The organism is Pseudomonas hygromyciniae, from assembly GCF_016925675.1.
GTDB lineage: Bacteria > Pseudomonadota > Gammaproteobacteria > Pseudomonadales > Pseudomonadaceae > Aquipseudomonas > Aquipseudomonas hygromyciniae.
Genome location: NZ_CP070506.1, coordinates 1,330,076 through 1,351,713 on the forward strand (window position 1 = coordinate 1,330,076; position 21,638 = coordinate 1,351,713).

Here is a 21,638-nt window from a genome sequence, read left to right on the forward strand (position 1 = left end):
ATAACGACAACGGATTCTGTAGGAGTGCATCGTGCGTAAGTTGACTCAATTGGTTCTTCTGGCAACCGTGCTGGTCGCAACCCCGGCGTTTGCCGAAATGAAAATCGCCGTCCTGAACTATCAGATGGCCCTGCTGGAATCCGACGCGGCCAAGAAGTACGCGGTAGATGCCGAGAAAAAATTCGGTCCGCAACTGACCAAGCTCAAGACTCTGGAAAGCAGCGCCAAAGGTATCCAGGATCGCCTGGTCGCCGGTGGCGACAAAATGCAGCAAGGCGAGCGCGAGCGTCTGGAGCTTGAATTCAAGCAAAAGGCCCGTGACTATCAATTCCAGTCCAAGGAACTGAACGAAGCCAAGGCTGTGGCCGACCGTGAAATGCTCAAGCAACTGAAGCCAAAACTCGACAGCGCCGTGGAAGAAGTCATCAAGAAAGGTGCCTTTGACCTGGTCTTCGAGCGTGGCGCCGTGATCGACGTCAAGCCTCAATACGACATCACCCGCCAGGTGATCGAGCGCATGAACCAGCTGAAGTAAGCCATGACCGCGACTATCAAACTCGGCGAGTTGGCCGAGTTCCTGGGGGCCACCTTGCGTGGCTCCAAGGAGAAGGAAATCACTGGGCTAGCCACCTTGCAGGAGGCTGGCCCAGCTCAGTTGAGCTTCCTCGCAAACCCCCAATACCGTAAATACCTGGGCGACAGCCAGGCCGCAGCAGTATTGCTGAAGGCCGCTGATGCCGAGGCGTTTGCCGGGGATGCGCTGGTGGTGGCCGACCCTTACGCGGCTTACGCGCGGGTGTCCCACCTGTTCGATCCGAAACCCAAGGCTGCCCCAGGCATTCATCCTTCTGCCGTGATCGCTGATGACGCCCAGGTTGATCCTGCGGCGAGCATTGGTGCTTTCGCGGTGATCGAGAGTGGTGCGCGCATTGGTGCAGGCGTGACTGTAGGGGCTCATTGCTTTATCGGCGCCCGCAGTGAAGTCGGCGCGGGCGGCTGGCTCGCGCCACGTGTGACCCTGTACCACGATGTGCGTATCGGGCAACGGGTGGTGATTCAGTCGGGTGCCGTGATCGGTGGCGAAGGCTTCGGCTTTGCCAACGAGAAAGGCATCTGGCAGAAGATTGCCCAGGTTGGCGGTGTGTTGATCGGTGATGATGTGGAGATTGGCGTCAACACTGCGGTTGATCGCGGGGCCCTGGCCGATACCGTGATTGGCAATGGTGTGAAGCTGGACAACCAGATCCAGATCGCCCACAACGTACAGATTGGCGATCACACGGCCATGGCTGCGTGCGTCGGCATCTCCGGCAGCACCAAGATCGGCAAGCATTGCATGCTGGCCGGCGGTGTCGGGCTGGTGGGCCATATTGAAGTTTGCGACAACGTATTCATTACCGGCATGACCATGGTGACCCATTCGATTACTGAGCCTGGGGCCTATTCTTCCGGTACGGCGATGCAACCCGCAGCCGAGTGGCGCAAGAGCGCGGCCCGTTTAAGGCAGCTCGACGACATGGCACGGCGCCTGAAACATCTGGAAAAGCGTGTTGGGGACGTGACCCCTGGCAGTAATGTTTCATCAGATGGCTGATACCATTTCCATATCAAGTGTGCACAGCAGCTAGACTGCCTTCTTGATTTGCTAGAGGGGCGTGCCTTAGTCCGCGCGCTCCCAATCTTTATTACAGGCTTCCCCCCGAAATGATGGACATCAACGAGATTCGCGAATACCTGCCTCACCGTTACCCGTTCCTGCTGGTGGACCGCGTAGTGGAACTGAATGTTGAGGAAAAGCGCATTCGTGCCTACAAGAATGTCAGCATCAACGAACCATTCTTCAATGGTCACTTTCCCGCGCATCCAATCATGCCGGGCGTATTGATCATCGAAGCGATGGCGCAGGCCGCTGGTATCCTGGGTTTTAAAATGCTCGACCTGAAGCCTGCCGACGGCACGCTTTACTATTTCGTGGGCTCCGACAAGCTGCGCTTCCGCAACCCGGTCACCCCAGGTGACCAGTTGATCCTGGAAGCCAAGTTCGTGAGCTGCAAGCGCCAGATCTGGAAATTCGAATGCCAGGCGTCCGTTGACGGCAAGCCTGTGTGTTCCGCCGAAATCATCTGTGCGGAACGCAAACTATGAGTTTGATTGACCCTCGCGCAATCATCGATCCGACGGCCGTGCTGGCCGCCGACGTTGAGGTCGGCCCTTGGTCGATCATCGGCGCAGGTGTGGAAATCGGCGAGGGGACAGTCATCGGGCCGCACGTGATCCTCAAGGGTCCGACCCGCATAGGCAAACACAACCGCATCTACCAGTTTTCCTCGGTAGGCGAAGACACGCCGGACATGAAGTACAAGGGTGAAGAAACCCGCCTGGTAATCGGTGATCACAACATCATTCGTGAAGGCGTGACCATTCATCGCGGTACTGTGCAGGACCGGGCAGAAACCACCCTGGGCGATCACAACCTGGTGATGGCCTACGCGCACATCGGTCACGACAGCGTGATTGGCAATCACTGCATCCTGGTCAATAACACCGCGCTGGCCGGCCATGTACACGTTGACGATTGGGCGATCCTGTCCGGTTTCACCCTGGTGCATCAGTACTGCCATATCGGCGCTCACAGCTTTTCCGGCATGGGTACTGCTATTGGCAAGGATGTCCCGGCGTTCGTCACAGTATTCGGTAACCCAGCCGAAGCCCGCAGCATGAATTTCGAAGGCATGCGCCGACGCGGTTTCAGCGAAGAGGCGATTCACGCCCTGCGTCGCGCCTACAAGGTGGTGTATCGCCAGGGCCTGACGGTTGACCAAGCGCTCGCCGAGTTGGCCGAGCCGGCGGCGCTGTTTCCCGAAGTTGCCATGTTCCGTGATTCGATCCAGGCATCGACTCGCGGCATCACCCGCTGATCATGGCCACGCTGCGTATTGCATTGGTGGCCGGAGAAGCTTCCGGCGATATCCTCGGCGCTGGCCTGATGCGCGCCATCAAGGTGCAGCATCCAGCGGTCGAATTCATTGGGGTCGGCGGCCCGTTGATGCAGGCTGAAGGCCTGACTTCCTACTTTCCCATGGAGCGGTTGTCGGTCATGGGGCTGGTGGAAGTATTGGGGCGCCTGCGTGAGCTACTGGCTCGGCGCAAACTGCTGATCCAGGCCCTGATTGCAGAAAAACCGGACGTCTTTATCGGTATCGACGCCCCGGACTTCACCCTCAATATCGAACTCAAACTGCGTCAGGCCGGAATCAAGACCGTGCATTACGTCAGTCCGTCCGTGTGGGCGTGGCGACAAAAGCGTGTCTTGAAGATCCGCGAGGGCTGCGACCTGATGCTGACCCTGCTGCCTTTCGAGGCGCGGTTCTACGAAGAGCAGGGCGTGCCGGTAAGGTTTGTCGGCCATACCCTGGCCGATACCATCCCGCTGCAGGCTGACCGCCCCGCCGCCCGCGCCGAGTTGGGCCTGCCCGACGGGCCGTTGGTGGCGTTGATGCCGGGCAGTCGTGGTGGTGAAGTCGGTCGCCTGGGTGCATTGTTTTTTGATGCGGCCGAGCGCCTGCTGGCCTTGAAGCCTGGAGTGCGTTTTGTGCTGCCGTGCGCCAGCCCGCAGCGGCGAGCACAGATCGAGGCCTTGCTGGTGGGGCGCAACCTGCCGTTGACGCTGCTTGACGGACGTTCCCATCTGGCCTTGGCCGCGTGTGATGCGGTGTTGATCGCTTCTGGTACTGCCACGCTGGAGGCCTTGCTCTACAAGCGCCCAATGGTCGTGGCCTATCGATTGGCGCCGCTGACCTACTGGATTCTCAAGCGCATGGTTAAAAGTCCCTACATCTCCTTGCCCAACCTGCTTGCCCAGCGCTTGTTGGTGCCGGAGTTGCTGCAGGACGCTGCGACGCCCGAGGCATTGGCCCAGACCATTTTGCCGTTGATCGACGGTGGCGAAGAGCAGACCCGCGGGTTTGACGAAATTCACCGTACCTTGCGCCGTGATGCGTCGAACCAGGCCGCAGACGCCGTGTTGACCTTGATCGGCCGCCAGCAGGAAACCCTATGAAGACGCAAATGGGCCTGGATTTCAGCTTGGTCGCTCAAACACACGAATTGGTCGCCGGTGTCGATGAGGTAGGGCGCGGCCCGCTGTGCGGCGCGGTGGTCACTGCGGCAGTGATTCTTGACCCGAATCGCCCGATTCTCGGCCTCAACGATTCGAAGAAACTCACCGAAGCCCGTCGTGAAAAGCTTTTTGACGAAATTTGCGAAAAGGCCCTCAGCTGGCATATCGCCAGGGCTGAAGTCGAGGAAATCGACGAGCTGAATATCCTCCACGCCACGATGCTGGCCATGCAGCGCGCCGTCGAGGGCCTGCACATCACCCCGAAGCTGGCGATGATCGATGGTAATCGCTGCCCGAAGCTGGCGATGCCCGCCGAAGCAGTGGTCAAGGGTGATAGCAAAGTTCCGGCGATTGCCGCCGCCTCGATCCTGGCCAAGGTCAGTCGCGACCGTGAAATGGCGGCGTTCGAGTTGATCTATCCGGGCTATGGCATCGGTGGCCACAAAGGCTACCCGACGCCCGTTCATCTGGAAGCCCTGGCGCGATTGGGCCCTACACCGATCCACCGCCGCTCGTTTGCCCCGGTGCGCCAGGCTTACGAGGTGCGCGAAAGTCTGGTCGAGATTTAGGCGCAGGCTGATGTTTTACTCAAGGCCCGGTACAATCCGGGCCTTGTTGTTTTCACACGTATCTAGACAGGATCACTATGCCGGCTTCATTCGTTCACCTGCGCCTGCACACTGAATACTCCCTGGTCGACGGCCTGGTACGGATCAAACCACTGGTCAAAACCCTGGTGGGCATGAACATGCCTGCCGTCGCGGTCACTGACCAGAACAACATGTGCTCCCTGGTCAAGTTCTACAAGAATGCCATGGGCGCCGGGATCAAGCCGATCTGCGGCGCCGACTTGTGGCTGTCCAACAAAGATCCGGACAACGCCCTGAGCCGTATCAGCCTGCTGGCGATGAACGGCGTGGGCTACCGCAACCTGACCGAACTGATTTCTCGTGGTTTCATCGACGGCCAGCGCAATGGCTCGATCATCATCGAGCGCGAATGGGTGGCCGAGGCCAGCGAAGGGCTTATCATGCTGTCGGCCGCCAAAGAGGGTGAGGTCGGTATCGCGTTGCTGGGTGGTAACCCGCACGAGGCCGAAGTGCTGGCCAGTGAGTGGATGAAGGTCTTTCCTGGCCGTTTCTACCTGGAAGTCCAGCGCACCAATCGCCCCAACGATGAAGAGCATCTGCACGCTGCCGTAGCCCTGGCGGAAAAGCTGGGTGCGCCGCTGGTAGCCACCAACGATGTGCGCTTTATCAAGAAGGAAGACTTCGAAGCCCACGAAACCCGGGTGTGCATCGGCGAAGGCCGGGCCCTGGACGATCCACGGCGCTCGAAGAACTACAGCGAAGAGCAGTACCTCAAAAGCGCCGAGGAAATGGCTGAGTTGTTCAGCGATTTGCCCGAGGCCCTGGAAAACTCCGTCGAAATTGCCAAACGCTGCAATATCGAAGTGAAGCTGGGCAAACACTTTTTGCCCAACTTCCCGATTCCCGATGGCATGACCATCGATGAATATTTCCGCAAGGTGTCCTTCGATGGCCTGGAGGAGCGTCTTGCGGTCCTGTTGCCCAAGGACACCACCGAAGACTACGAGGCCAAGCGCCAGGTGTATGTCGATCGGCTGAATTTCGAGCTGGATATCATTATCCAGATGGGATTCCCCGGTTACTTCCTGATCGTAATGGACTTTATCCAGTGGGCCAAAAGCAATGGTGTGCCGGTGGGGCCTGGCCGGGGGGTCGGGTGCGGGCTCGCTGGTGGCCTATGTACAGAAGATCACCGACCTTGATCCGCTGGAATATGACCTGCTGTTCGAACGGTTCCTGAACCCGGAACGGGTATCGATGCCCGACTTCGACGTCGACTTCTGCATGGATGGTCGCGACCGGGTTATCGAATATGTAGCCGAAAAATACGGTCGCAACGCGGTAAGCCAGATCATTACCTTCGGTTCCATGGCGGCGAAGGCAGTTATCCGCGACGTGGCGCGGGTGCAGGGCAAGTCCTACGGCCTGGCGGATCGTCTGTCGAAGATGATTCCTTTCGAAGTCGGCATGACCCTGGAAAAGGCCTACGAACAGGAAGAAATCCTGCGTGACTTCATCAAGGTCGATGAAGAAGCCGCCGAAATCTGGGACATGGCCCGCAAGCTTGAAGGCGTGGTGCGTAACGTCGGCAAGCACGCCGGTGGTGTGGTAATCGCGCCGACCAAGCTCACAGACTTTTCGCCGATCTATTGCGACGAAGAAGGCGGTGGCCTGGTAACCCAGTTCGACAAGGACGACGTGGAGGCGGCCGGCCTGGTGAAGTTCGACTTCCTCGGCCTGCGGACCCTGACGATCATCGATTGGGCGCTCAAGACCATCAACCGCGAGCGGGCCAAGGTCGATGAGGCGCCGCTGGATATCGCCTTTATCCCGCTGGACGACAAGCCGACCTACGCCCTGCTGCAAAAAGCCGAGACCACTGCGGTGTTCCAGCTTGAGTCCCGCGGCATGAAGGAGCTGATCAAAAAGCTCAAGCCCGACTGCCTGGAAGACTTGATCGCACTGGTGGCCCTGTTCCGTCCGGGCCCACTGCAATCGGGCATGGTTGACGACTTTATCAACCGTAAGCACGGGCGCGCCGAACTGGCCTACCCGCACTCCGACTACCAGTACGAGGGCCTCAAGCCAGTACTGGCACCGACCTACGGCATCATCCTGTATCAGGAACAGGTGATGCAGATCGCCCAGGTCATGGCCGGCTACACCCTTGGCGGCGCGGACATGCTGCGTCGAGCCATGGGTAAGAAAAAGCCCGAGGAAATGGCCAAGCAGCGCGGCGGTTTCATTGAAGGTTGCGCCACCAACAATATCGACGCTGACCTTGCCGGTAACATCTTTGACCTGGTGGAAAAATTCGCCGGTTATGGTTTCAACAAATCCCACTCCGCCGCCTACGGCCTGGTGTCATACCAGACTGCCTGGCTGAAAGCCCACTACCCGGCGCCGTTCATGGCGGCGGTGCTTTCGGCGGATATGCACAACACCGACAAGGTCGTGACCTTGATCGAAGAAGTGCGGACCATGAAGCTGCGTCTCGACGCGCCGGATGTGAACGCCTCGGAGTTCAAGTTCACCGTGAACGACGAAGGCCGCATCATCTACGGCCTGGGCGCGATCAAAGGCGTGGGCGAAGGCCCGGTCGAGGCGATTACCGAGGCGCGCCAGGACGGTCCTTTCAAGGATCTGTTCGACTTCTGCGCTCGTGTGGACCTCAAGCGCATCAACAAACGTACCCTCGATGGCCTGATCCGCAGCGGTGCACTTGACCGTCTCGGCCCGTATTTCCATGACGAGCCGAAGGCCTACCAGGCCAATATCGACCGTAATCGCGCGGTACTGCTGACCGCCATGGAAGAAGCGATCAAGGCTGCCGAACAAACTGCCCGCACCCACGACAGCGGGCATGCCGACCTGTTTGGCGGGCTGTTCGTCGAAGAAGACGCCGATGTGTATGCCAATCACCGCAAGGCCAAGGAGCTGACCCTCAAGGAGCGGCTCAAGGGTGAAAAAGACACGCTGGGCCTGTACCTCACCGGTCACCCGATTGATGAATATGAAGGCGAGATCCGCCGTTTTGCCCGCCAGCGCATCATCGACCTGAAGCCGGCGCGCGATACCCAGACTGTCGCCGGGATGATCATTGCCCTGCGGGTGATGAAGAACAAAAAGGGCGACAAGATGGGTTTCATCACCCTCGACGACCGTTCCGGGCGTATCGAAGCATCGCTGTTTGCCGACGCCTTCCACTCCGCGCAGTCGCTGTTGCAGACCGACGCGATGGTGGTGGTGGAAGGGGAGGTCAGCAACGATGACTTCTCCGGCGGCCTGCGCCTGCGCATCAAGCGGGTGATGAGCATGGAGGATGCCCGTACCAACCTGGCCGAAAGCCTGCGCCTGAAGGTCAAAACCGAAGCGCTCAAGGGCGATCAGCTACGCTGGCTGGGGGATCTGCTCAAGCGCCACCGTGGCGCGTGCCCGGTGACCATGGAGTACACCGGCAACGACGCCAAGGCGATGTTGCAGTTCGGCGAGACGTGGCGAATTGACCCGGCTGATGGCTTGATTCAAGCATTGCGTGACCAGTTCGGGCGTGACAACGTCTTCCTCCAATACCGTTGACGGTCAGGGCTGCCCTTGTACCCCTGACCTCGACTCAACATTTAATCTCGACCTTGACGCGCCTCTCCCTTAAGGTAGGGCGCGAATAGACAACCGGCTGGCCAGGCACTCCTTGGCCGTCGACCCAAGACGGACGCTTATGAACCCGAATTTTCTTGATTTCGAACAGCCGATCGCTGACCTGCAAGCCAAGATCGAAGAGCTGCGCCTGGTCGGCAATGACAATTCGCTGAATATCGGCGATGAAATCTCCCGCCTGCAAGACAAGAGCAAGACGCTCACCGAAGACATCTTCGGCAAGCTGACCAGCTGGCAGATCGCGCGCCTGGCCCGCCACCCGCGCCGTCCGTACACCCTGGACTACATCGATCACATCTTCACCGAGTTTGACGAGTTGCACGGCGACCGCCACTTCTCCGATGACGCGGCGATTGTCGGCGGTATTGCCCGCCTCGACGACCAGCCCGTGATGGTGATCGGTCACCAGAAAGGCCGCGAAGTGCGCGAGAAAGTGCGTCGCAACTTCGGCATGCCGCGCCCAGAAGGCTACCGCAAGGCTTGCCGCCTGATGGAGATGGCTGAGCGCTTCAAGATGCCGATCCTGACCTTTATCGACACCCCGGGTGCCTACCCAGGCATCGACGCTGAAGAGCGTAACCAGAGCGAAGCGATTGCCTGGAACCTGCGGGTGATGGCACGCCTGAAAACTCCGATCATCGCGACCGTGATTGGTGAAGGCGGTTCCGGCGGTGCGTTGGCCATTGGCGTTTGCGACCAATTGAACATGCTGCAGTATTCCACCTACGCGGTGATCTCGCCGGAAGGTTGCGCCTCGATCCTGTGGAAAACCGCAGAAAAGGCCCCGGATGCGGCTGAAGCCATGGGTATCACCGCTGATCGCCTCAAAGGCCTGGGTATCGTCGACAAAGTGATCGCCGAGCCCCTGGGCGGCGCCCACCGCGACCCTGCTGCAGCGTCGGCTACCATCCGCGCTGAGCTCTGTGCGCAGTTGGACATGCTCAAGAAGTTCGACAACGAGGCGCTGCTGGCCCGTCGTTACGAGCGCCTGATGAGCTACGGTCTCTAAGCCACTGCGTTACCCATGTGGGAGCGGGCTTGCTCGCGATAGTAATGTGTCAGTGCCAGATTGGTTGACTGGTACACCGCTATCGCGGGCAAGCCCGCTCCCACATTTGCTTTGTATATGCTTGGTTAACGTATTCCAGTTTTGTGGCGGTAACGTGCGATGAAACCAACTCTAACCGCCAAACTTCTGCAAACCCTCGCCCCGTGGCGCAACGCCTCGGCCTGGCATATCGCTTTCTCCGGCGGACTCGACTCCACGGTCCTGCTGCACCTTCTCGCCGATCTGGCAAAAAAACAGTCTCTGCCGCCCCTGCAGGCGATCCATGTTCACCATGGCCTCCAGGCTGCGGCTGACGCGTGGCCAGCTCATTGTCAGGCGGTCTGTGATGCCGCAGGTGTGTCGCTGCGAGTCATGTATGTGTGCGTGCAGCCGGGTGCAAGTCTTGAGCGGGCGGCCCGTGATGTGCGCTACCAGGCGTTCGCTGAGGCAATTGGCCCAGGGGAGCTGCTACTCACTGGCCAGCACCGTGACGATCAGGCCGAAACCCTGCTGTTCCGTCTGCTGCGGGGCGCTGGGGTGCGGGGGGCTGGCGGCGATGCCAGCGCAGCGTCCCTTGGGCGAGGGGCACTTGGCGCGGCCGCTGCTGGACGTGTCGCGAGCCGAGTTGGAGGTCTATGCCCGCGGGCAGCAGTTGAGCTGGATTGAAGATCCTTCCAACAGCGATCCACGTTTCTCTCGCAATTATTTGCGGCATCAATTGTTCCCGCTGCTCACCGCGCGCTGGCCTCAGGCCGTGAATACCCTGGCGCGAACCGCTGGGCATCTGGCAGAGGCCCAAGGCTTGCTCGATGAGCTGGCGCAATTGGATGTGCAGGCCGCCCAGCTGCCATCGGAATTTCCCTGGCTAACGCTGCCATCTTTGGTGCTTGCGCCGTTGCGTGATCTTTCCGACGCCCGGCAGCGTAATGCCCTGCGATACTGGCTGGCGCCGCTGACGCCGTTGCCCGACAGCGAGCACTGGATCGGCTGGAATACCCTGCGTGATGCCAAGGCGGACGCACAGCCGGTTTGGCGTCTGGCCGATGGCCAATTGCACCGTTGCAACGATCGCATCTGGTGGGTGGCTGCCGCTTGGTCGGAATTTTCCGACACTCCGTTAAGCTGGTCACGCCCGCAAAACCCACTACAGTTACCTGGCAACGGCCAGCTGTATTTCAGCGGGCATGCCCCCGAAGGCCCTTTGAGCATCGGCTACCGCCAAGGCGGTGAAGTCATGGAAGTGCCAGGCCGTGGCCGGCGTGACCTCAAGCGTTTACTCAACGAAAGTGCGGTGCCGGGTTTTATCCGTGGCAGATTGCCGCTGCTGTACCAGGGCTCCCGCCTACTGGCCGTGGCCAACCTGGCAAGGGCCTCGATAGGGCAGGGGGATGACTGGCAATTACATTGGGCGCCACCAACCTGCGATCAAGGTTTGAGCTGATAGCGCCTTTCCGGTAGACTACGCTCCCTTCTTGATACAACTTCTGTGGATTCTCCTGAAACACAGTCGTTGCCGATTACCAAGCAGTCTTTGCTGGGCGATTCCAAAAAATGTGTAGCGATCAACGTACCGGTGTTCCATTGCTGGTCTGTCACAACGCGGCGGTTTTTTTGAAAGGTGCACTGTGATTAATGCAGGTGATCGGGGGCTTCGGCCTTCCTTCGCTTTCCCCGGCGGCTCCGACCGCTTTAACGCAGACTTCTAGGGTTTTTCATGACGCGCTACATATTCGTCACGGGCGGTGTTGTTTCTTCATTGGGGAAAGGCATTGCCTCCGCTTCGTTGGCGGCCATCCTGGAGGCGCGGGGACTTAAGGTCACCATGCTCAAGCTGGACCCGTACATCAACGTCGACCCGGGCACCATGAGCCCGTTCCAGCACGGTGAAGTGTTCGTTACCCACGACGGCGCCGAGACCGACCTGGACCTGGGCCACTACGAGCGGTTCATCCGCACGACCATGACCCAGAACAACAACTTCACCACCGGCCGTGTCTACGAGCACGTCCTGCGCAAGGAGCGCCGTGGTGACTACCTGGGTGCAACCATCCAGGTGATCCCGCACATCACCGACGAAATCAAGCGCCGCATCATCAAGGGCGCGGGCGATGCCGACGTGGCGATGGTCGAGATCGGTGGCACCGTGGGTGACATCGAGTCCCAGCCGTTCCTCGAAGCCATCCGCCAGTTGCGTTTCGAAGTCGGCGCCAAGCGCGCGATGCTGATGCACCTGACACTGGTGCCGTACATCGCCACCGCTGGCGAAACCAAAACCAAGCCTACCCAGCACTCGGTCAAGGAACTGCGTTCCATCGGCCTGCAGCCGGACGTGCTGGTGTGCCGCTCCGATCATCCGATCGACATTTCCTCGCGTCGCAAGATCGCGCAGTTCACCAACGTTGAAGAGCGTGCGGTGATTGCCCTGGAAGACGCCGACACCATCTACAAGATCCCGGGCATCCTGCATTCCCAAGGTCTGGATGATTTTGTGGTCGAGCGTTTCGGCTTGCAGTGCGGCGGCGCGGACTTGTCCGAGTGGGAAGCCGTGGTCGACGCCAAGCTCAACCCAGAGCATGAAGTCACCATCGCCATGGTCGGTAAGTACATGGAACTGCTGGATGCGTACAAGTCGCTGATCGAAGCGATGAGCCACGCCGGCATCAGCAACCGTACCAAGGTCAACCTGCGCTATATCGACTCCGAAGATATCGAGAACCAGGGCACCGCCCTGCTTGAAGGTGTTGATGCGATCCTCGTTCCAGGCGGTTTCGGCCTGCGTGGCGTGGAAGGCAAGATCACGGCGGTACAGTTTGCTCGTGAGAACAAGGTGCCATACCTGGGTATCTGCCTGGGCATGCAAGTGGCCGTTATCGAGTTTGCTCGTAACGTGCTGGGCTGGAAAGACGCCAACTCCACCGAGTTCGATCACACCAGCGGCCACCCGGTCGTGGGCTTGATCACCGAGTGGGAAGATGCCACCGGCGCTGTAGAAACCCGCACCGAAAGCTCTGACCTGGGCGGCACCATGCGCCTTGGCGCACAGGATTGCCTGCTGGAGTCCGGCTCGCTGGTGCACGACTGCTACGGCAAGGACGTAATTGTCGAGCGTCACCGTCACCGTTACGAGGTGAACAACAACCTGCTGCCGCAGATCAAGGAAGCCGGCCTGAAAATCTCCGGTCGCTCCGGTGACGGCAAGCTGGTTGAAGTGGTCGAAGCCCCGGATCATCCATGGTTCGTCGCTTGCCAGTTCCACCCTGAGTTCACCTCGACTCCGCGCGACGGTCACCCGTTGTTCAGCGGTTTCGTCAAGGCTGCACTGACGCAACATCAGAAGAAGGCGTAAACCTGATGGCCCAGAAGATCATTCGTGTAGGCGATATCGAAATTGCCAACGACAAGCCCATGGTGCTGTTTGGCGGCATGAACGTGCTCGAAAGCCGCGACATGGCGATGCAGGTCTGTGAAGAGTACGTAAAGGTTACCGAGAAACTGGGTATCCCTTATGTGTTCAAGGCCAGCTTCGACAAGGCCAACCGTTCGTCCGTGACCTCCTATCGCGGCCCGGGCCTTGAAGAAGGCATGCGGATCTTCCAGGACATCAAGCAAGCCTTCGGCGTGCCGATCATCACCGACGTCCACGAGCCTGAGCAGGCGGCCGTGGTCGCCGAGGTGTGCGACATCATCCAGTTGCCGGCCTTCCTGTCGCGCCAGACCGACCTGGTCGTCGCTATGGCCAAGACCGGCGCTGTGATCAATATCAAGAAAGCCCAGTTCCTTGCGCCCCAGGAGATGAAACACATCCTGAACAAGTGCGTGGAAGCGGGTAACGACCAGTTGATCCTGTGCGAGCGTGGTTCGAGCTTCGGCTACAACAACCTCGTGGTGGATATGCTTGGTTTCGGCATCATGAAACAGTTCGAATACCCGGTGTTCTTCGATGTGACCCACGCGCTGCAAATGCCGGGTGGTCGCGCAGATTCCGCTGGCGGTCGACGTGCCCAGGTGCTGGATCTGGCCAAGGCCGGTATCAGCCAGTCCCTGGCTGGCCTGTTCCTGGAAGCCCACCCGGATCCGGACAACGCCAAGTGCGACGGTCCTTGCGCCCTGCGCCTGGACAAGCTGGAGCCATTCCTGGCCCAGCTCAAGCAGTTAGACGAACTGGTCAAGAGTTTTCCGACAGTAGAGACCGCGTAAGCCGCGTTTCTCCGGTAAACTTTCCGCGTTTTATGCTCAGGCCTCCGGGCCTGGGCTTTGTCGTCTGCAAGCCTGCCCCGTTGTTCCACCCTTGCGGTCGGTCAAAAGATTTCCTTCAGCTGCGTCGTTTTCGTCAACTTTGGAGTGTTTACAACAATGGCAAAAATCGTCGACATCAAAGGTCGTGAAGTTCTCGACTCCCGTGGCAACCCCACCGTCGAAGCCGACGTGCTTCTCGATAACGGCATCATCGGCAGCGCCTGCGCGCCGTCCGGTGCTTCCACCGGTTCGCGCGAAGCGCTGGAACTGCGTGATGGCGACAAGAGCCGTTACCTGGGCAAGGGTGTCCTCAAGGCGGTAGCCAACATCAACGGTCCGATCCGCGACCTGTTGCTGGGCAAGGACCCGCTGGACCAGAAAGCCCTGGACCACGCGATGATCAAGCTCGACGGCACTGAAAACAAAGGCAGCCTCGGCGCCAATGCGATCCTCGCCGTATCCCTGGCTGCTGCCAAGGCTGCTGCACAGGATCAAGACCTGCCGCTGTACGCGCACATTGCCAACCTGAATGGCACTCCGGGCGTGTACTCGATGCCGGTGCCGATGATGAACATCATCAACGGTGGCGAACACGCGGACAACAACGTCGATATCCAGGAATTCATGGTACAGCCAGTCGGCGCCAAGACCTTCTCTGAAGGCCTGCGCATGGGTACCGAGATTTTCCATCACCTCAAAGCTGTGCTGAAGGCCCGTGGCCTAAGCACTGCTGTGGGCGACGAAGGTGGTTTCGCACCGAACCTGGCGTCCAACGAAGATGCACTGAAAGTGATCTCCGAAGCGGTGGCCAACGCTGGCTACAAGCTGGGCACCGACGTGACCCTGGCCCTGGACTGCGCGGCCAGCGAGTTCTATGAAGATGGCAAGTACAACCTGTCCGGTGAAGGCCAGGTGTTCAACTCCGAAGGTTTCGCTGAATACCTGAAGGGCCTGACCCAGCGCTACCCGATCATTTCGATCGAAGATGGCCTGGATGAGTCCGACTGGGACGGTTGGAAAATCCTCACCGACAAGATCGGCGAGAAGATCCAGCTCGTCGGTGACGATCTGTTCGTGACCAACACCAAGATCCTGAAAGAAGGCATCGACAAGAAGATCGCCAATTCGATCCTGATCAAGTTCAACCAGATTGGCACCCTGACCGAAACCCTGGAAGCTATCCAGATGGCCAAGGCCGCGGGCTACACCGCTGTGATCTCGCACCGCTCCGGCGAAACCGAAGACTCGACCATTGCCGACCTGGCCGTGGGCACCTCGGCAGGCCAGATCAAAACCGGTTCCCTGTGCCGTTCCGACCGCGTTTCCAAGTACAACCAACTGCTGCGTATCGAAGAGCAACTGGGCGGTAAAGCCAAATACAACGGTCGTGGTGAGTTTCGCGGCTGAGTAGTTGATGGTAAAAAGACAACGGATTGTGTCGGAAAACTCGCTGTAGAGTGAATTTGCGCACTAATCTGATGCCTATCAAGCACAAGCCTGGTTCTTCCAGGCTTCGTGCTATCAGTTGCTTCAAAAGTTTTTGCATGGCTGTCTTTTTTCACTGGATACCCGATATTCGATGCGCAGTCCCAATTGGTTGTTCCTCGTCTTGCTCTTGCTGCTGGCTGGCCTGCAGTACCGCCTTTGGGTGGGCAATGGCAGTCTGGCGCAGGTAACCGACCTGACCCAGCAAATTGCCGCGCAGCACGCCGAAAACGAGGTGTTGCTGGAGCGCAACCGTGTACTCGATGCCGAAGTGCTTGAGTTGAAAAAAGGCTTGGAGACCGTTGAAGAGCGGGCTCGTCATGAATTGGGCATGGTCAAGGAGGGCGAAACCCTCTACCAGTTGGCCCAATGAATTCCTGTATACCGGCCTTCTGGGCCGTGATTCCTGCTGCGGGCGTCGGTGTCCGTATGGCCGCAGACCGTCCCAAGCAATATTTGCAGTTGGGCGGGCGCACTATTCTTGAACATAGCCTTGGCTGTTTTCTCGACCATCCGCAACTCAAGGGGTTGGTGGTCAGTCTGGCTGTGGATGATCCTTATTGGCCCAACCTGGCGTGTGCTGGCGACCCGCGTATTCAGCGCGCGGACGGTGGTTCGCAGCGTTCAGGCTCGGTACTCAATGCGTTGCTGCAACTCAATGCCTTGGGCGCCAGCGATGACGATTGGGTGCTGGTGCACGATGCTGCGCGGCCGAACCTGAGCCGCGAGGACCTCGACACGTTGTTGGCGGAGCTGGCGCACGACCCGGTGGGCGGCTTGCTGGCAGTGCCGGCCCGCGACACCCTCAAGCGTGTCGACAAGCACGGGCGGGTGGTGGAAACCATTGACCGTAGCCTGATTTGGCAAGCCTACACGCCGCAAATGTTTCGCCTGGGCGCCTTGCATCGTGCCTTGGCCGATAGCCTGGTGGCCGATGCGGTCATCACCGACGAAGCCTCGGCCATGGAATGGTCCGGTCAGGCGCCACGCCTGGTCGAAGGGCGCGCGGACAATATCAAGGTGACCCGGCCGGAGGATCTGGAGTGGCTTAGGTTGCGGTGGGCGAATCGCAGCTAGTCAGTTACACCGAGTTGACTCTATCGCAGGCAAGCCAGCTCCCACACTTGACCGCATTCCAGCAGGTATATGCAGTCGAGTGTGGGAGCTGGCTTGCCTGCGATGAGGCCGGGCCTGACACTCCAGATCACCCGCCATACTCCGGCCGCCCAGCCAACCCTTCCTTCAGGTAATCCACCAACTTGCGCACTTTGGGCGATAAATGCCGCTGCTGCGGATACAGCGCCCACACTGCGGTATTCGGTGGTTGATGGGCCTCAAGCAGTGAAACCAGCGCTCCGCTGTGCAAGTGCTCCAGCACGTAATAGTCCGGTAACTGACACAATCCCACCCCCTGCAACGCCGCATCCAACACCGCCTGCCCACTGTTGCAGCGCCAGTTTCCCTGCACCCTTTGGGAAAACTCGCGCCCATCCTGGGCCAACTGCCAAATATCCGAGCTGCCGATCAGGCAGTTATGTCGGCTCAGTTCCGACAAGCTATGTGGGCGGCCATACCGCTCCAGGTAGGACGGCGAGGCGCACAGATACATGCGCCGTGGCGCCAGACGGCTGGCGACCATCCGCGAGTCCTGCAGGCGACCCAGGCGAATCGCCAGATCCAGACCTTCATGCACCAGGTCGAGGGGGCGGTTGCTCAGTTCGATATCCACCCGTAATTGCGGATACAGCCCCATGAAGCGCGTGACCAGGGGCACGATAAAACGTTCGCCATAGGCCACGGCGCAGGTCATGCGCAACATGCCCTTGGGCTCGCTGGTCAGGTCGCCCACGGCGCGCAAGGCTTCTTCACGCCCGTCTTGCAGGCGCTGGCAATGCTGGAGGAAGGTCTGGCCGGCCTCGGTCAGTGTCACGCGCCGGGTACTGCGATAGAGCAAGCGGGTTTGCAGGCGCTCCTCCAGGCGTGCAACCTGACGGCTGATATGGGACGAGGACACGCCAAGCCGCTCGGCGGCGGCGGTGAACTGGCTGCATTCGGCCACGGCGACGAATTCATCGATGCCTTCCCAGCGGTTCTCCAGCATGCAGATTGTCCCTGTATGGCAATAATGTTTTGCTTTTGCCTGGATTATTAATCAGTTGGCCATGTTTTACACTGCCCGTCTCACTTTTCAAGCCCCTGGAGAAACCCGGATGATCAAGTCACGCGCCGCTGTCGCCTTTGAAGCCAAGAAACCGCTGGAGATCGTGGAAGTGGATGTGGCCATGCCCAAGGCGGGTGAAGTCCTGTTGCGCGTGGTCGCTTCCGGGGTTTGCCATACCGATGCCTACACCCTGTCGGGCGCCGATCCGGAAGGTATCTTCCCGTCGATCCTCGGCCATGAAGGCGGCGCGGTAGTCGAGGCGATTGGCGAGGGTGTGACCTCGGTAGCGGTGGGCGACCATGTGATCCCGCTGTATACCCCGGAATGTGGCAAGTGCAAATTCTGCCTGTCCGGCAAGACCAACCTGTGCCAGGCCATCCGCGCAACCCAGGGCAAAGGCCTGATGCCGGACGGTACCACGCGTTTTTCCTACAAGGGCCAGCCGATTTTCCACTACATGGGGACTTCGACCTTTTCCGAGTACACGGTGTTGCCGGAAATCTCCGTGGCCAAGATTCCTAAAGAAGCCCCGCTGGAAAAAGTCTGCTTGCTGGGCTGTGGCGTCACCACCGGGATCGGTGCGGTGATCAACACCGCCAAGGTCAAGCCGGGCGACACCGTAGCCATCTTCGGCCTGGGCGGGATTGGCTTGTCGGCGGTGATCGGCGCGGTGAAAGCCAAGGCTGCTCGGATCATCGCCATCGATATCAACCCGGCCAAGTTCGAGATCGCCAAGCAACTGGGCGCCACCGACTGCATCAACCCGAAAGACTACGACCGTCCGATCCAGGACGTGATTGTCGATTTGACTGATGGCGGCGTGGACTTTTCCTTCGAATGCATCGGCAATGTGCAACTGATGCGCGCAGCCCTTGAGTGCTGCCACAAGGGTTGGGGCGAGTCGGTGATCATCGGTGTCGCCGGTGCTGGCCAGGAAATCGCTACCCGTCCATTCCAGTTGGTGACCGGTCGCGTCTGGCGCGGTTCGGCATTCGGTGGCGTGCGTGGCCGCAGCGAGTTGCCAAGTTATGTGGAAATGGCCCAGACCGGCGAAATTCCCTTGGATACCTTCATCACCCACACCATGGGCCTGGAAGATATCAATAAGGCATTCGACCTGATGCATGAAGGCAAGAGCATTCGCACTGTCATCCATTTCTGAGGTCGGCCATGAGTCTGGAAAACCTGTCGTGCCAGAAGAGCTTCGGCGGCTGGCACAAGCGTTACAAGCATCATTCCGATGTGCTGGACTGCGACATGACCTTCGCCGTCTACCTACCGCCCCAAGCGGAGCAGGGTGGCAAGCTGCCGGTGTTGTATTGGCTGTCGGGGCTGACCTGTACCGATGAGAACTTCATGCAGAAGGCCGGCGCGCAGCGCGTGGCGGCCGAACTGGGAATGATCATCGTGGCACCGGATACCAGTCCTCGTGGGCCGGGTGTACCGGGTGATCCGGATAATGCCTGGGACTTTGGGCTGGGGGCGGGCTTCTATCTCAATGCCACCCAGGAACCTTGGGCCCGGCATTATCGGATGCATGACTATGTGGTGCAGGAATTGCCGGCGTTGGTGGAAGCGCATTTCCCGGCTTGCGACAAGCGCGGTATCAGCGGGCACTCCATGGGAGGCCACGGTGCGCTGGTGTGTGCCTTGCGCAATCCCGGGCGCTATCAGTCAGTGTCGGCGTTTTCGCCAATCAATAACCCGATGGATTGCCCTTGGGGGCAGAAGGCTTTTTCCCGTTACTTGGGAGAAGAGCGTTCGAAGTGGCGCGAATGGGACGCCTGCGTGCTGATCAGCGAAGCTTCGGAAAAACTGCCATTGCTGGTGGATCAGGGTGATCGCGACGACTTCCTGGCCTCCCAGCTCAAGCCCGAGGCCTTGCAGCAAGCTGCCAAGGCGGCCGGCCACCCGTTGGAGCTGCGCCTGCAACCGGGCTATGACCACAGCTACTTCTTTATCGCCAGCTTCATTGAGGACCACTTGCGTCATCATGGACGTGCTTTGCTCGGTTAATGTCCGGCAAAAGTAGGTAGAATCACGCCCTGAATTAAATCGGGGCGTTTTTTTATGCGTATTGGCCACGGCTATGATGTGCACCGTTTCGCCGAAGGCGACTTCATCACTCTGGGTGGCGTGCGCATTGCGCACCACCATGGGTTGCTGGCTCATTCCGACGGCGACGTTGTGCTGCATGCCTTGAGCGATGCCTTGCTCGGCGCAGCAGCGTTGGGGGATATCGGCAAACACTTTCCGGACACCGATCCCACTTTCAAGGGCGCGGACAGCCGCGTGCTGCTGCGGCACGTGGTCGGCCTGATCCATGGCAAGGGCTGGAAGGTCGGCAATGTCGATAACACCATCGTTGCCCAGGCGCCGAAAATGGCCCCACATATCGAATCGATGCGCGCCGTGATTGCCGCCGACCTGCAAATAGAACTGGATCAAGTCAACGTGAAAGCCACCACTACCGAAAAGCTCGGGTTTACCGGTCGTGAAGAGGGCATCGCCGTGCACTCCGTCGCCTTGTTGTTGCGCGCATGAACGAACTGCAATTGTTGGGCCCGCGGGCCTATGGCGACGCACTGGGCAGTGCGGTGCTCAAGGCGACTGCCGAAGATTTCCAGGTGGATGAAGTGCTGGATATCCCGCTGACCGGCGAGGGTGAGCACCTGTGGATGTGGGTGGAAAAGCGCGGCCTGAACACTGAAGAGGCTGCGCGGCGGATTGCCAAGGCGGCCAGTGTGCCGTTACGCACCGTCAGCTATGCCGGCCTCAAGGATCGCCAGGCGCTGACGCGCCAGTGGTTCAGCGTGCAACTGCCGGGCAAGGCCGATCCAGACCTGAGCGCGGCGCAAAACGACACCCTGAAGATTCTCAAGACCGCCCGCCACAAACGTAAATTGCAGCGTGGCGCGCATGCGGCCAACGGTTTCACCCTGCGCCTGACCCAACTGGCTGGCGATCCGGCCGCTATCGACGCGCGTCTGCAATTGATCGCCAAGCACGGTATTCCCAACTATTTCGGCTCCCAACGTTTTGGCCATGACGGCGGCAACGTCGTCGATGCCCGCGACTGGGCGGCCCGCAAGGCTTTGCCGGAGCAACGCAATGTGCGTTCGCGCCTGCTGTCGACGGCGCGCAGCTTTGTGTTCAATAAAGTGCTGGCGGCGCGGGTTGCCGATGGTTCGTGGCAGCGGGCCCAGGTCGGTGACTTGCTGGCATTCACCGATAGCCGCAGTTTTTTCCCGGCCGGGGAGGCGGAGTGCAGCGATCCACGCCTGGCGATCCTCGACCTGCATCCCACCGGCCCGCAATGGGGTGAAGGCGATTCGCCCGCCGCTGGCGCCACCCATGAACTGGAACAAGCGGTCGCTGCGAGCGAGGCGGACCTGTGCGATTGGCTGGCCAAAGCCGGCATGAGCCAGGAACGTCGCATTCTGCGACTGCCCATTGGCGGGTTGACGTGGCATTATCCCGAGACTGACATTCTGCAATTGGAATTCGTCCTGCCGGCCGGATGCTTCGCCACTGTCTTGGTGCGCGAGCTTGTTGATCTGGTGCCGGTGGGGCAGACGGACAGCCCATGCGTATTCTGATATCTAACGACGACGGGGTCACCGCACCCGGCCTTGCCGCGCTTCATGCTGCGCTGGCGGATTACGCCGAGTGCGTGGTGGTTGCCCCGGACCAGGACAAAAGCGGCGCCAGCAGTTCGCTGACGCTCGACCGTCCCTTGCACCCGCAGACGCTGGCCAACGGCTTTATCAGCGTTAATGGCACGCCGACCGATTGCGTGCACCTGGCGATCAACAGCTTGCTGGCCGATGAGCCGGACCTGGTGGTTTCCGGGATCAACCTGGGCGCGAACCTGGGCGATGACGTGCTGTATTCCGGCACCGTGGCGGCGGCCCTTGAAGGGCGCTTCCTGGGGCGTACGGCTTTCGCCTTTTCGCTGGCGTCGCGGCAGGTGGATAACCTGGCGAGCGCCGCGTATTTCGCACGCAAACTGGTCGAGGCCCACGGCACCCTGGTGCTGCCGCCGCGTACGGTGCTCAACGTCAATATTCCCAATCTGCCCCTGGACCATATTCGCGGCATCCAGTTGACCCGCCTGGGCCATCGCGCCCGCGCCGCGGCACCGCTGAAAGTGGTCGATCCCCGTGGCAGGGAAGGCTACTGGATTGCTGCAGCGGGCGACGCCGAGGATGGCGGGCCAGGCACGGACTTTCATGCGGTGATGCAAGGCTATGTTTCGATTACCCCGCTGCAACTTGATCGTACCTTCAGTGATGCCTTCGGTGGTCTCGATCCCTGGTTGGAGGGGCTGCGCTGATGGCT

18 protein-coding genes and 2 pseudogenes are annotated in these 21,638 nt (G+C 59.8%); 19 read left to right on the forward strand and 1 reads right to left on the reverse strand.

Features of this window, described 5'->3' with window-relative positions:
* The first annotated feature begins 31 nt into the window (after positions 1 to 31).
* The 14 genes and pseudogenes from JTY93_RS05770 (at position 32) to ispD (ending at position 16,213) form a co-directional block, all read left to right on the forward strand.
* Complete coding sequence (locus JTY93_RS05770; protein WP_003219314.1) at positions 32 to 535, forward strand: OmpH/Skp family outer membrane protein; 504 nt, start codon at positions 32 to 34, stop codon at positions 533 to 535.
* Positions 536 to 538: 3 nt separating this feature from the next.
* A complete protein-coding gene (gene lpxD, locus JTY93_RS05775) occupies positions 539 to 1,594 on the forward strand; it encodes a UDP-3-O-(3-hydroxymyristoyl)glucosamine N-acyltransferase (protein WP_205477025.1) in 1,056 nt (351 codons plus the stop codon).
* A 110-nt stretch (positions 1,595 to 1,704) separates the two neighbouring features.
* On the forward strand, positions 1,705 to 2,145 hold the full coding sequence (gene fabZ / locus JTY93_RS05780) for a 3-hydroxyacyl-ACP dehydratase FabZ (protein ID WP_029297270.1): 441 nt from the start codon (positions 1,705 to 1,707) through the stop codon (positions 2,143 to 2,145).
* Complete coding sequence (gene lpxA / locus JTY93_RS05785; protein WP_169996889.1) at positions 2,142 to 2,918, forward strand: acyl-ACP--UDP-N-acetylglucosamine O-acyltransferase; 777 nt, start codon at positions 2,142 to 2,144, stop codon at positions 2,916 to 2,918. The genes fabZ and lpxA overlap by 4 nt, the downstream gene beginning before the upstream one ends.
* Before the next feature lie 2 nt (positions 2,919 to 2,920).
* Entirely contained in the window at positions 2,921 to 4,060 is a 1,140-nt protein-coding gene (lpxB, locus tag JTY93_RS05790) for a lipid-A-disaccharide synthase (RefSeq protein ID WP_205477026.1), read from the forward strand.
* Positions 4,057 to 4,689, forward strand: coding sequence for a ribonuclease HII (rnhB, locus tag JTY93_RS05795; protein WP_205477027.1), 633 nt, complete (start codon positions 4,057 to 4,059; stop codon positions 4,687 to 4,689). The genes lpxB and rnhB overlap by 4 nt, the downstream gene beginning before the upstream one ends.
* 77 nt (positions 4,690 to 4,766) lie before the next feature.
* A pseudogene (dnaE, locus tag JTY93_RS05800) lies at positions 4,767 to 8,289 on the forward strand (DNA polymerase III subunit alpha).
* A gap of 139 nt (positions 8,290 to 8,428) precedes the next feature.
* Positions 8,429 to 9,376: an acetyl-CoA carboxylase carboxyltransferase subunit alpha gene (locus tag JTY93_RS05805; RefSeq protein ID WP_029297260.1), complete on the forward strand. Its 948-nt coding sequence runs from the start codon at positions 8,429 to 8,431 to the stop codon at positions 9,374 to 9,376.
* Positions 9,377 to 9,535: 159 nt separating this feature from the next.
* Positions 9,536 to 10,856: pseudogene (gene tilS, locus JTY93_RS05810) on the forward strand (tRNA lysidine(34) synthetase TilS).
* 273 nt (positions 10,857 to 11,129) lie between these two features.
* Positions 11,130 to 12,761 carry a CTP synthase gene (pyrG, locus tag JTY93_RS05815; protein WP_169996899.1) on the forward strand — a complete coding sequence of 544 codons (1,632 nt, stop codon included), beginning with the start codon at positions 11,130 to 11,132 and terminating at the stop codon, positions 12,759 to 12,761.
* Between the two features lie 5 nt (positions 12,762 to 12,766).
* Positions 12,767 to 13,612, forward strand: coding sequence for a 3-deoxy-8-phosphooctulonate synthase (gene kdsA / locus JTY93_RS05820; protein ID WP_010212442.1), 846 nt, complete (start codon positions 12,767 to 12,769; stop codon positions 13,610 to 13,612).
* Between the two features lie 156 nt (positions 13,613 to 13,768).
* A complete protein-coding gene (gene eno, locus JTY93_RS05825; RefSeq protein ID WP_029297253.1) occupies positions 13,769 to 15,058 on the forward strand; it encodes a phosphopyruvate hydratase in 1,290 nt (429 codons plus the stop codon).
* A 172-nt stretch (positions 15,059 to 15,230) separates the two neighbouring features.
* Positions 15,231 to 15,509, forward strand: coding sequence for a cell division protein FtsB (gene ftsB / locus JTY93_RS05830; RefSeq protein WP_205477030.1), 279 nt, complete (start codon positions 15,231 to 15,233; stop codon positions 15,507 to 15,509).
* The gene (gene ispD / locus JTY93_RS05835; protein ID WP_205477031.1) at positions 15,506 to 16,213 is read left to right on the forward strand and encodes a 2-C-methyl-D-erythritol 4-phosphate cytidylyltransferase; all 708 of its coding nucleotides are present in this window, start codon (positions 15,506 to 15,508) and stop codon (positions 16,211 to 16,213) included. The genes ftsB and ispD overlap by 4 nt, the downstream gene beginning before the upstream one ends.
* 127 nt (positions 16,214 to 16,340) lie before the next feature.
* On the opposite strand, the gene JTY93_RS05840 is transcribed toward ispD, so the two are convergent.
* On the reverse strand, positions 16,341 to 17,237 hold the full coding sequence (locus JTY93_RS05840; protein WP_070995747.1) for a LysR substrate-binding domain-containing protein: 897 nt from the start codon (positions 17,235 to 17,237) through the stop codon (positions 16,341 to 16,343).
* A gap of 109 nt (positions 17,238 to 17,346) precedes the next feature.
* On the opposite strand from JTY93_RS05840, the gene JTY93_RS05845 reads away from it, so the two are divergent.
* The 5 genes from JTY93_RS05845 to surE are packed head-to-tail and all read left to right on the forward strand — an operon-like array spanning position 17,347 to position 21,633.
* Positions 17,347 to 18,459, forward strand: coding sequence for an S-(hydroxymethyl)glutathione dehydrogenase/class III alcohol dehydrogenase (locus tag JTY93_RS05845; RefSeq protein ID WP_076962184.1), 1,113 nt, complete (start codon positions 17,347 to 17,349; stop codon positions 18,457 to 18,459).
* 8 nt (positions 18,460 to 18,467) lie between these two features.
* Complete coding sequence (gene fghA, locus JTY93_RS05850; protein WP_169996904.1) at positions 18,468 to 19,313, forward strand: S-formylglutathione hydrolase; 846 nt, start codon at positions 18,468 to 18,470, stop codon at positions 19,311 to 19,313.
* Positions 19,314 to 19,367: 54 nt separating this feature from the next.
* Positions 19,368 to 19,841: a 2-C-methyl-D-erythritol 2,4-cyclodiphosphate synthase gene (ispF, locus tag JTY93_RS05855; RefSeq protein WP_205477032.1), complete on the forward strand. Its 474-nt coding sequence runs from the start codon at positions 19,368 to 19,370 to the stop codon at positions 19,839 to 19,841.
* Entirely contained in the window at positions 19,838 to 20,896 is a 1,059-nt protein-coding gene (truD, locus tag JTY93_RS05860; RefSeq protein ID WP_205477033.1) for a tRNA pseudouridine(13) synthase TruD, read from the forward strand. The genes ispF and truD overlap by 4 nt, the downstream gene beginning before the upstream one ends.
* Entirely contained in the window at positions 20,884 to 21,633 is a 750-nt protein-coding gene (gene surE / locus JTY93_RS05865; RefSeq protein WP_169996908.1) for a 5'/3'-nucleotidase SurE, read from the forward strand. Before truD ends, surE begins: the two co-directional genes overlap by 13 nt.
* The last annotated feature ends 5 nt before the right edge of the window (positions 21,634 to 21,638 follow it).

Bases quoted from the DNA above. Each gene is read 5' to 3' on its own strand.
- lpxD (WP_205477025.1), top strand. From the start codon at position 539: ATGACCGCGACTATCAAACTCGGCGAGTTGGCCGAGTTCCTGGGGGCC.
- fabZ (WP_029297270.1), top strand. From the start codon at position 1,705: ATGATGGACATCAACGAGATTCGCGAATACCTGCCTCACCGTTACCCG.
- lpxA (WP_169996889.1), top strand. From the start codon at position 2,142: ATGAGTTTGATTGACCCTCGCGCAATCATCGATCCGACGGCCGTGCTG.
- lpxB (WP_205477026.1), top strand. From the start codon at position 2,921: ATGGCCACGCTGCGTATTGCATTGGTGGCCGGAGAAGCTTCCGGCGAT.
- rnhB (WP_205477027.1), top strand. From the start codon at position 4,057: ATGAAGACGCAAATGGGCCTGGATTTCAGCTTGGTCGCTCAAACACAC.
- JTY93_RS05805 (WP_029297260.1), top strand. From the start codon at position 8,429: ATGAACCCGAATTTTCTTGATTTCGAACAGCCGATCGCTGACCTGCAA.
- pyrG (WP_169996899.1), top strand. From the start codon at position 11,130: ATGACGCGCTACATATTCGTCACGGGCGGTGTTGTTTCTTCATTGGGG.
- kdsA (WP_010212442.1), top strand. From the start codon at position 12,767: ATGGCCCAGAAGATCATTCGTGTAGGCGATATCGAAATTGCCAACGAC.
- eno (WP_029297253.1), top strand. From the start codon at position 13,769: ATGGCAAAAATCGTCGACATCAAAGGTCGTGAAGTTCTCGACTCCCGT.
- ftsB (WP_205477030.1), top strand. From the start codon at position 15,231: ATGCGCAGTCCCAATTGGTTGTTCCTCGTCTTGCTCTTGCTGCTGGCT.
- ispD (WP_205477031.1), top strand. From the start codon at position 15,506: ATGAATTCCTGTATACCGGCCTTCTGGGCCGTGATTCCTGCTGCGGGC.
- JTY93_RS05840 (WP_070995747.1), bottom strand. From the start codon at position 17,237: ATGCTGGAGAACCGCTGGGAAGGCATCGATGAATTCGTCGCCGTGGCC.
- JTY93_RS05845 (WP_076962184.1), top strand. From the start codon at position 17,347: ATGATCAAGTCACGCGCCGCTGTCGCCTTTGAAGCCAAGAAACCGCTG.
- fghA (WP_169996904.1), top strand. From the start codon at position 18,468: ATGAGTCTGGAAAACCTGTCGTGCCAGAAGAGCTTCGGCGGCTGGCAC.
- ispF (WP_205477032.1), top strand. From the start codon at position 19,368: ATGCGTATTGGCCACGGCTATGATGTGCACCGTTTCGCCGAAGGCGAC.
- truD (WP_205477033.1), top strand. From the start codon at position 19,838: ATGAACGAACTGCAATTGTTGGGCCCGCGGGCCTATGGCGACGCACTG.
- surE (WP_169996908.1), top strand. From the start codon at position 20,884: ATGCGTATTCTGATATCTAACGACGACGGGGTCACCGCACCCGGCCTT.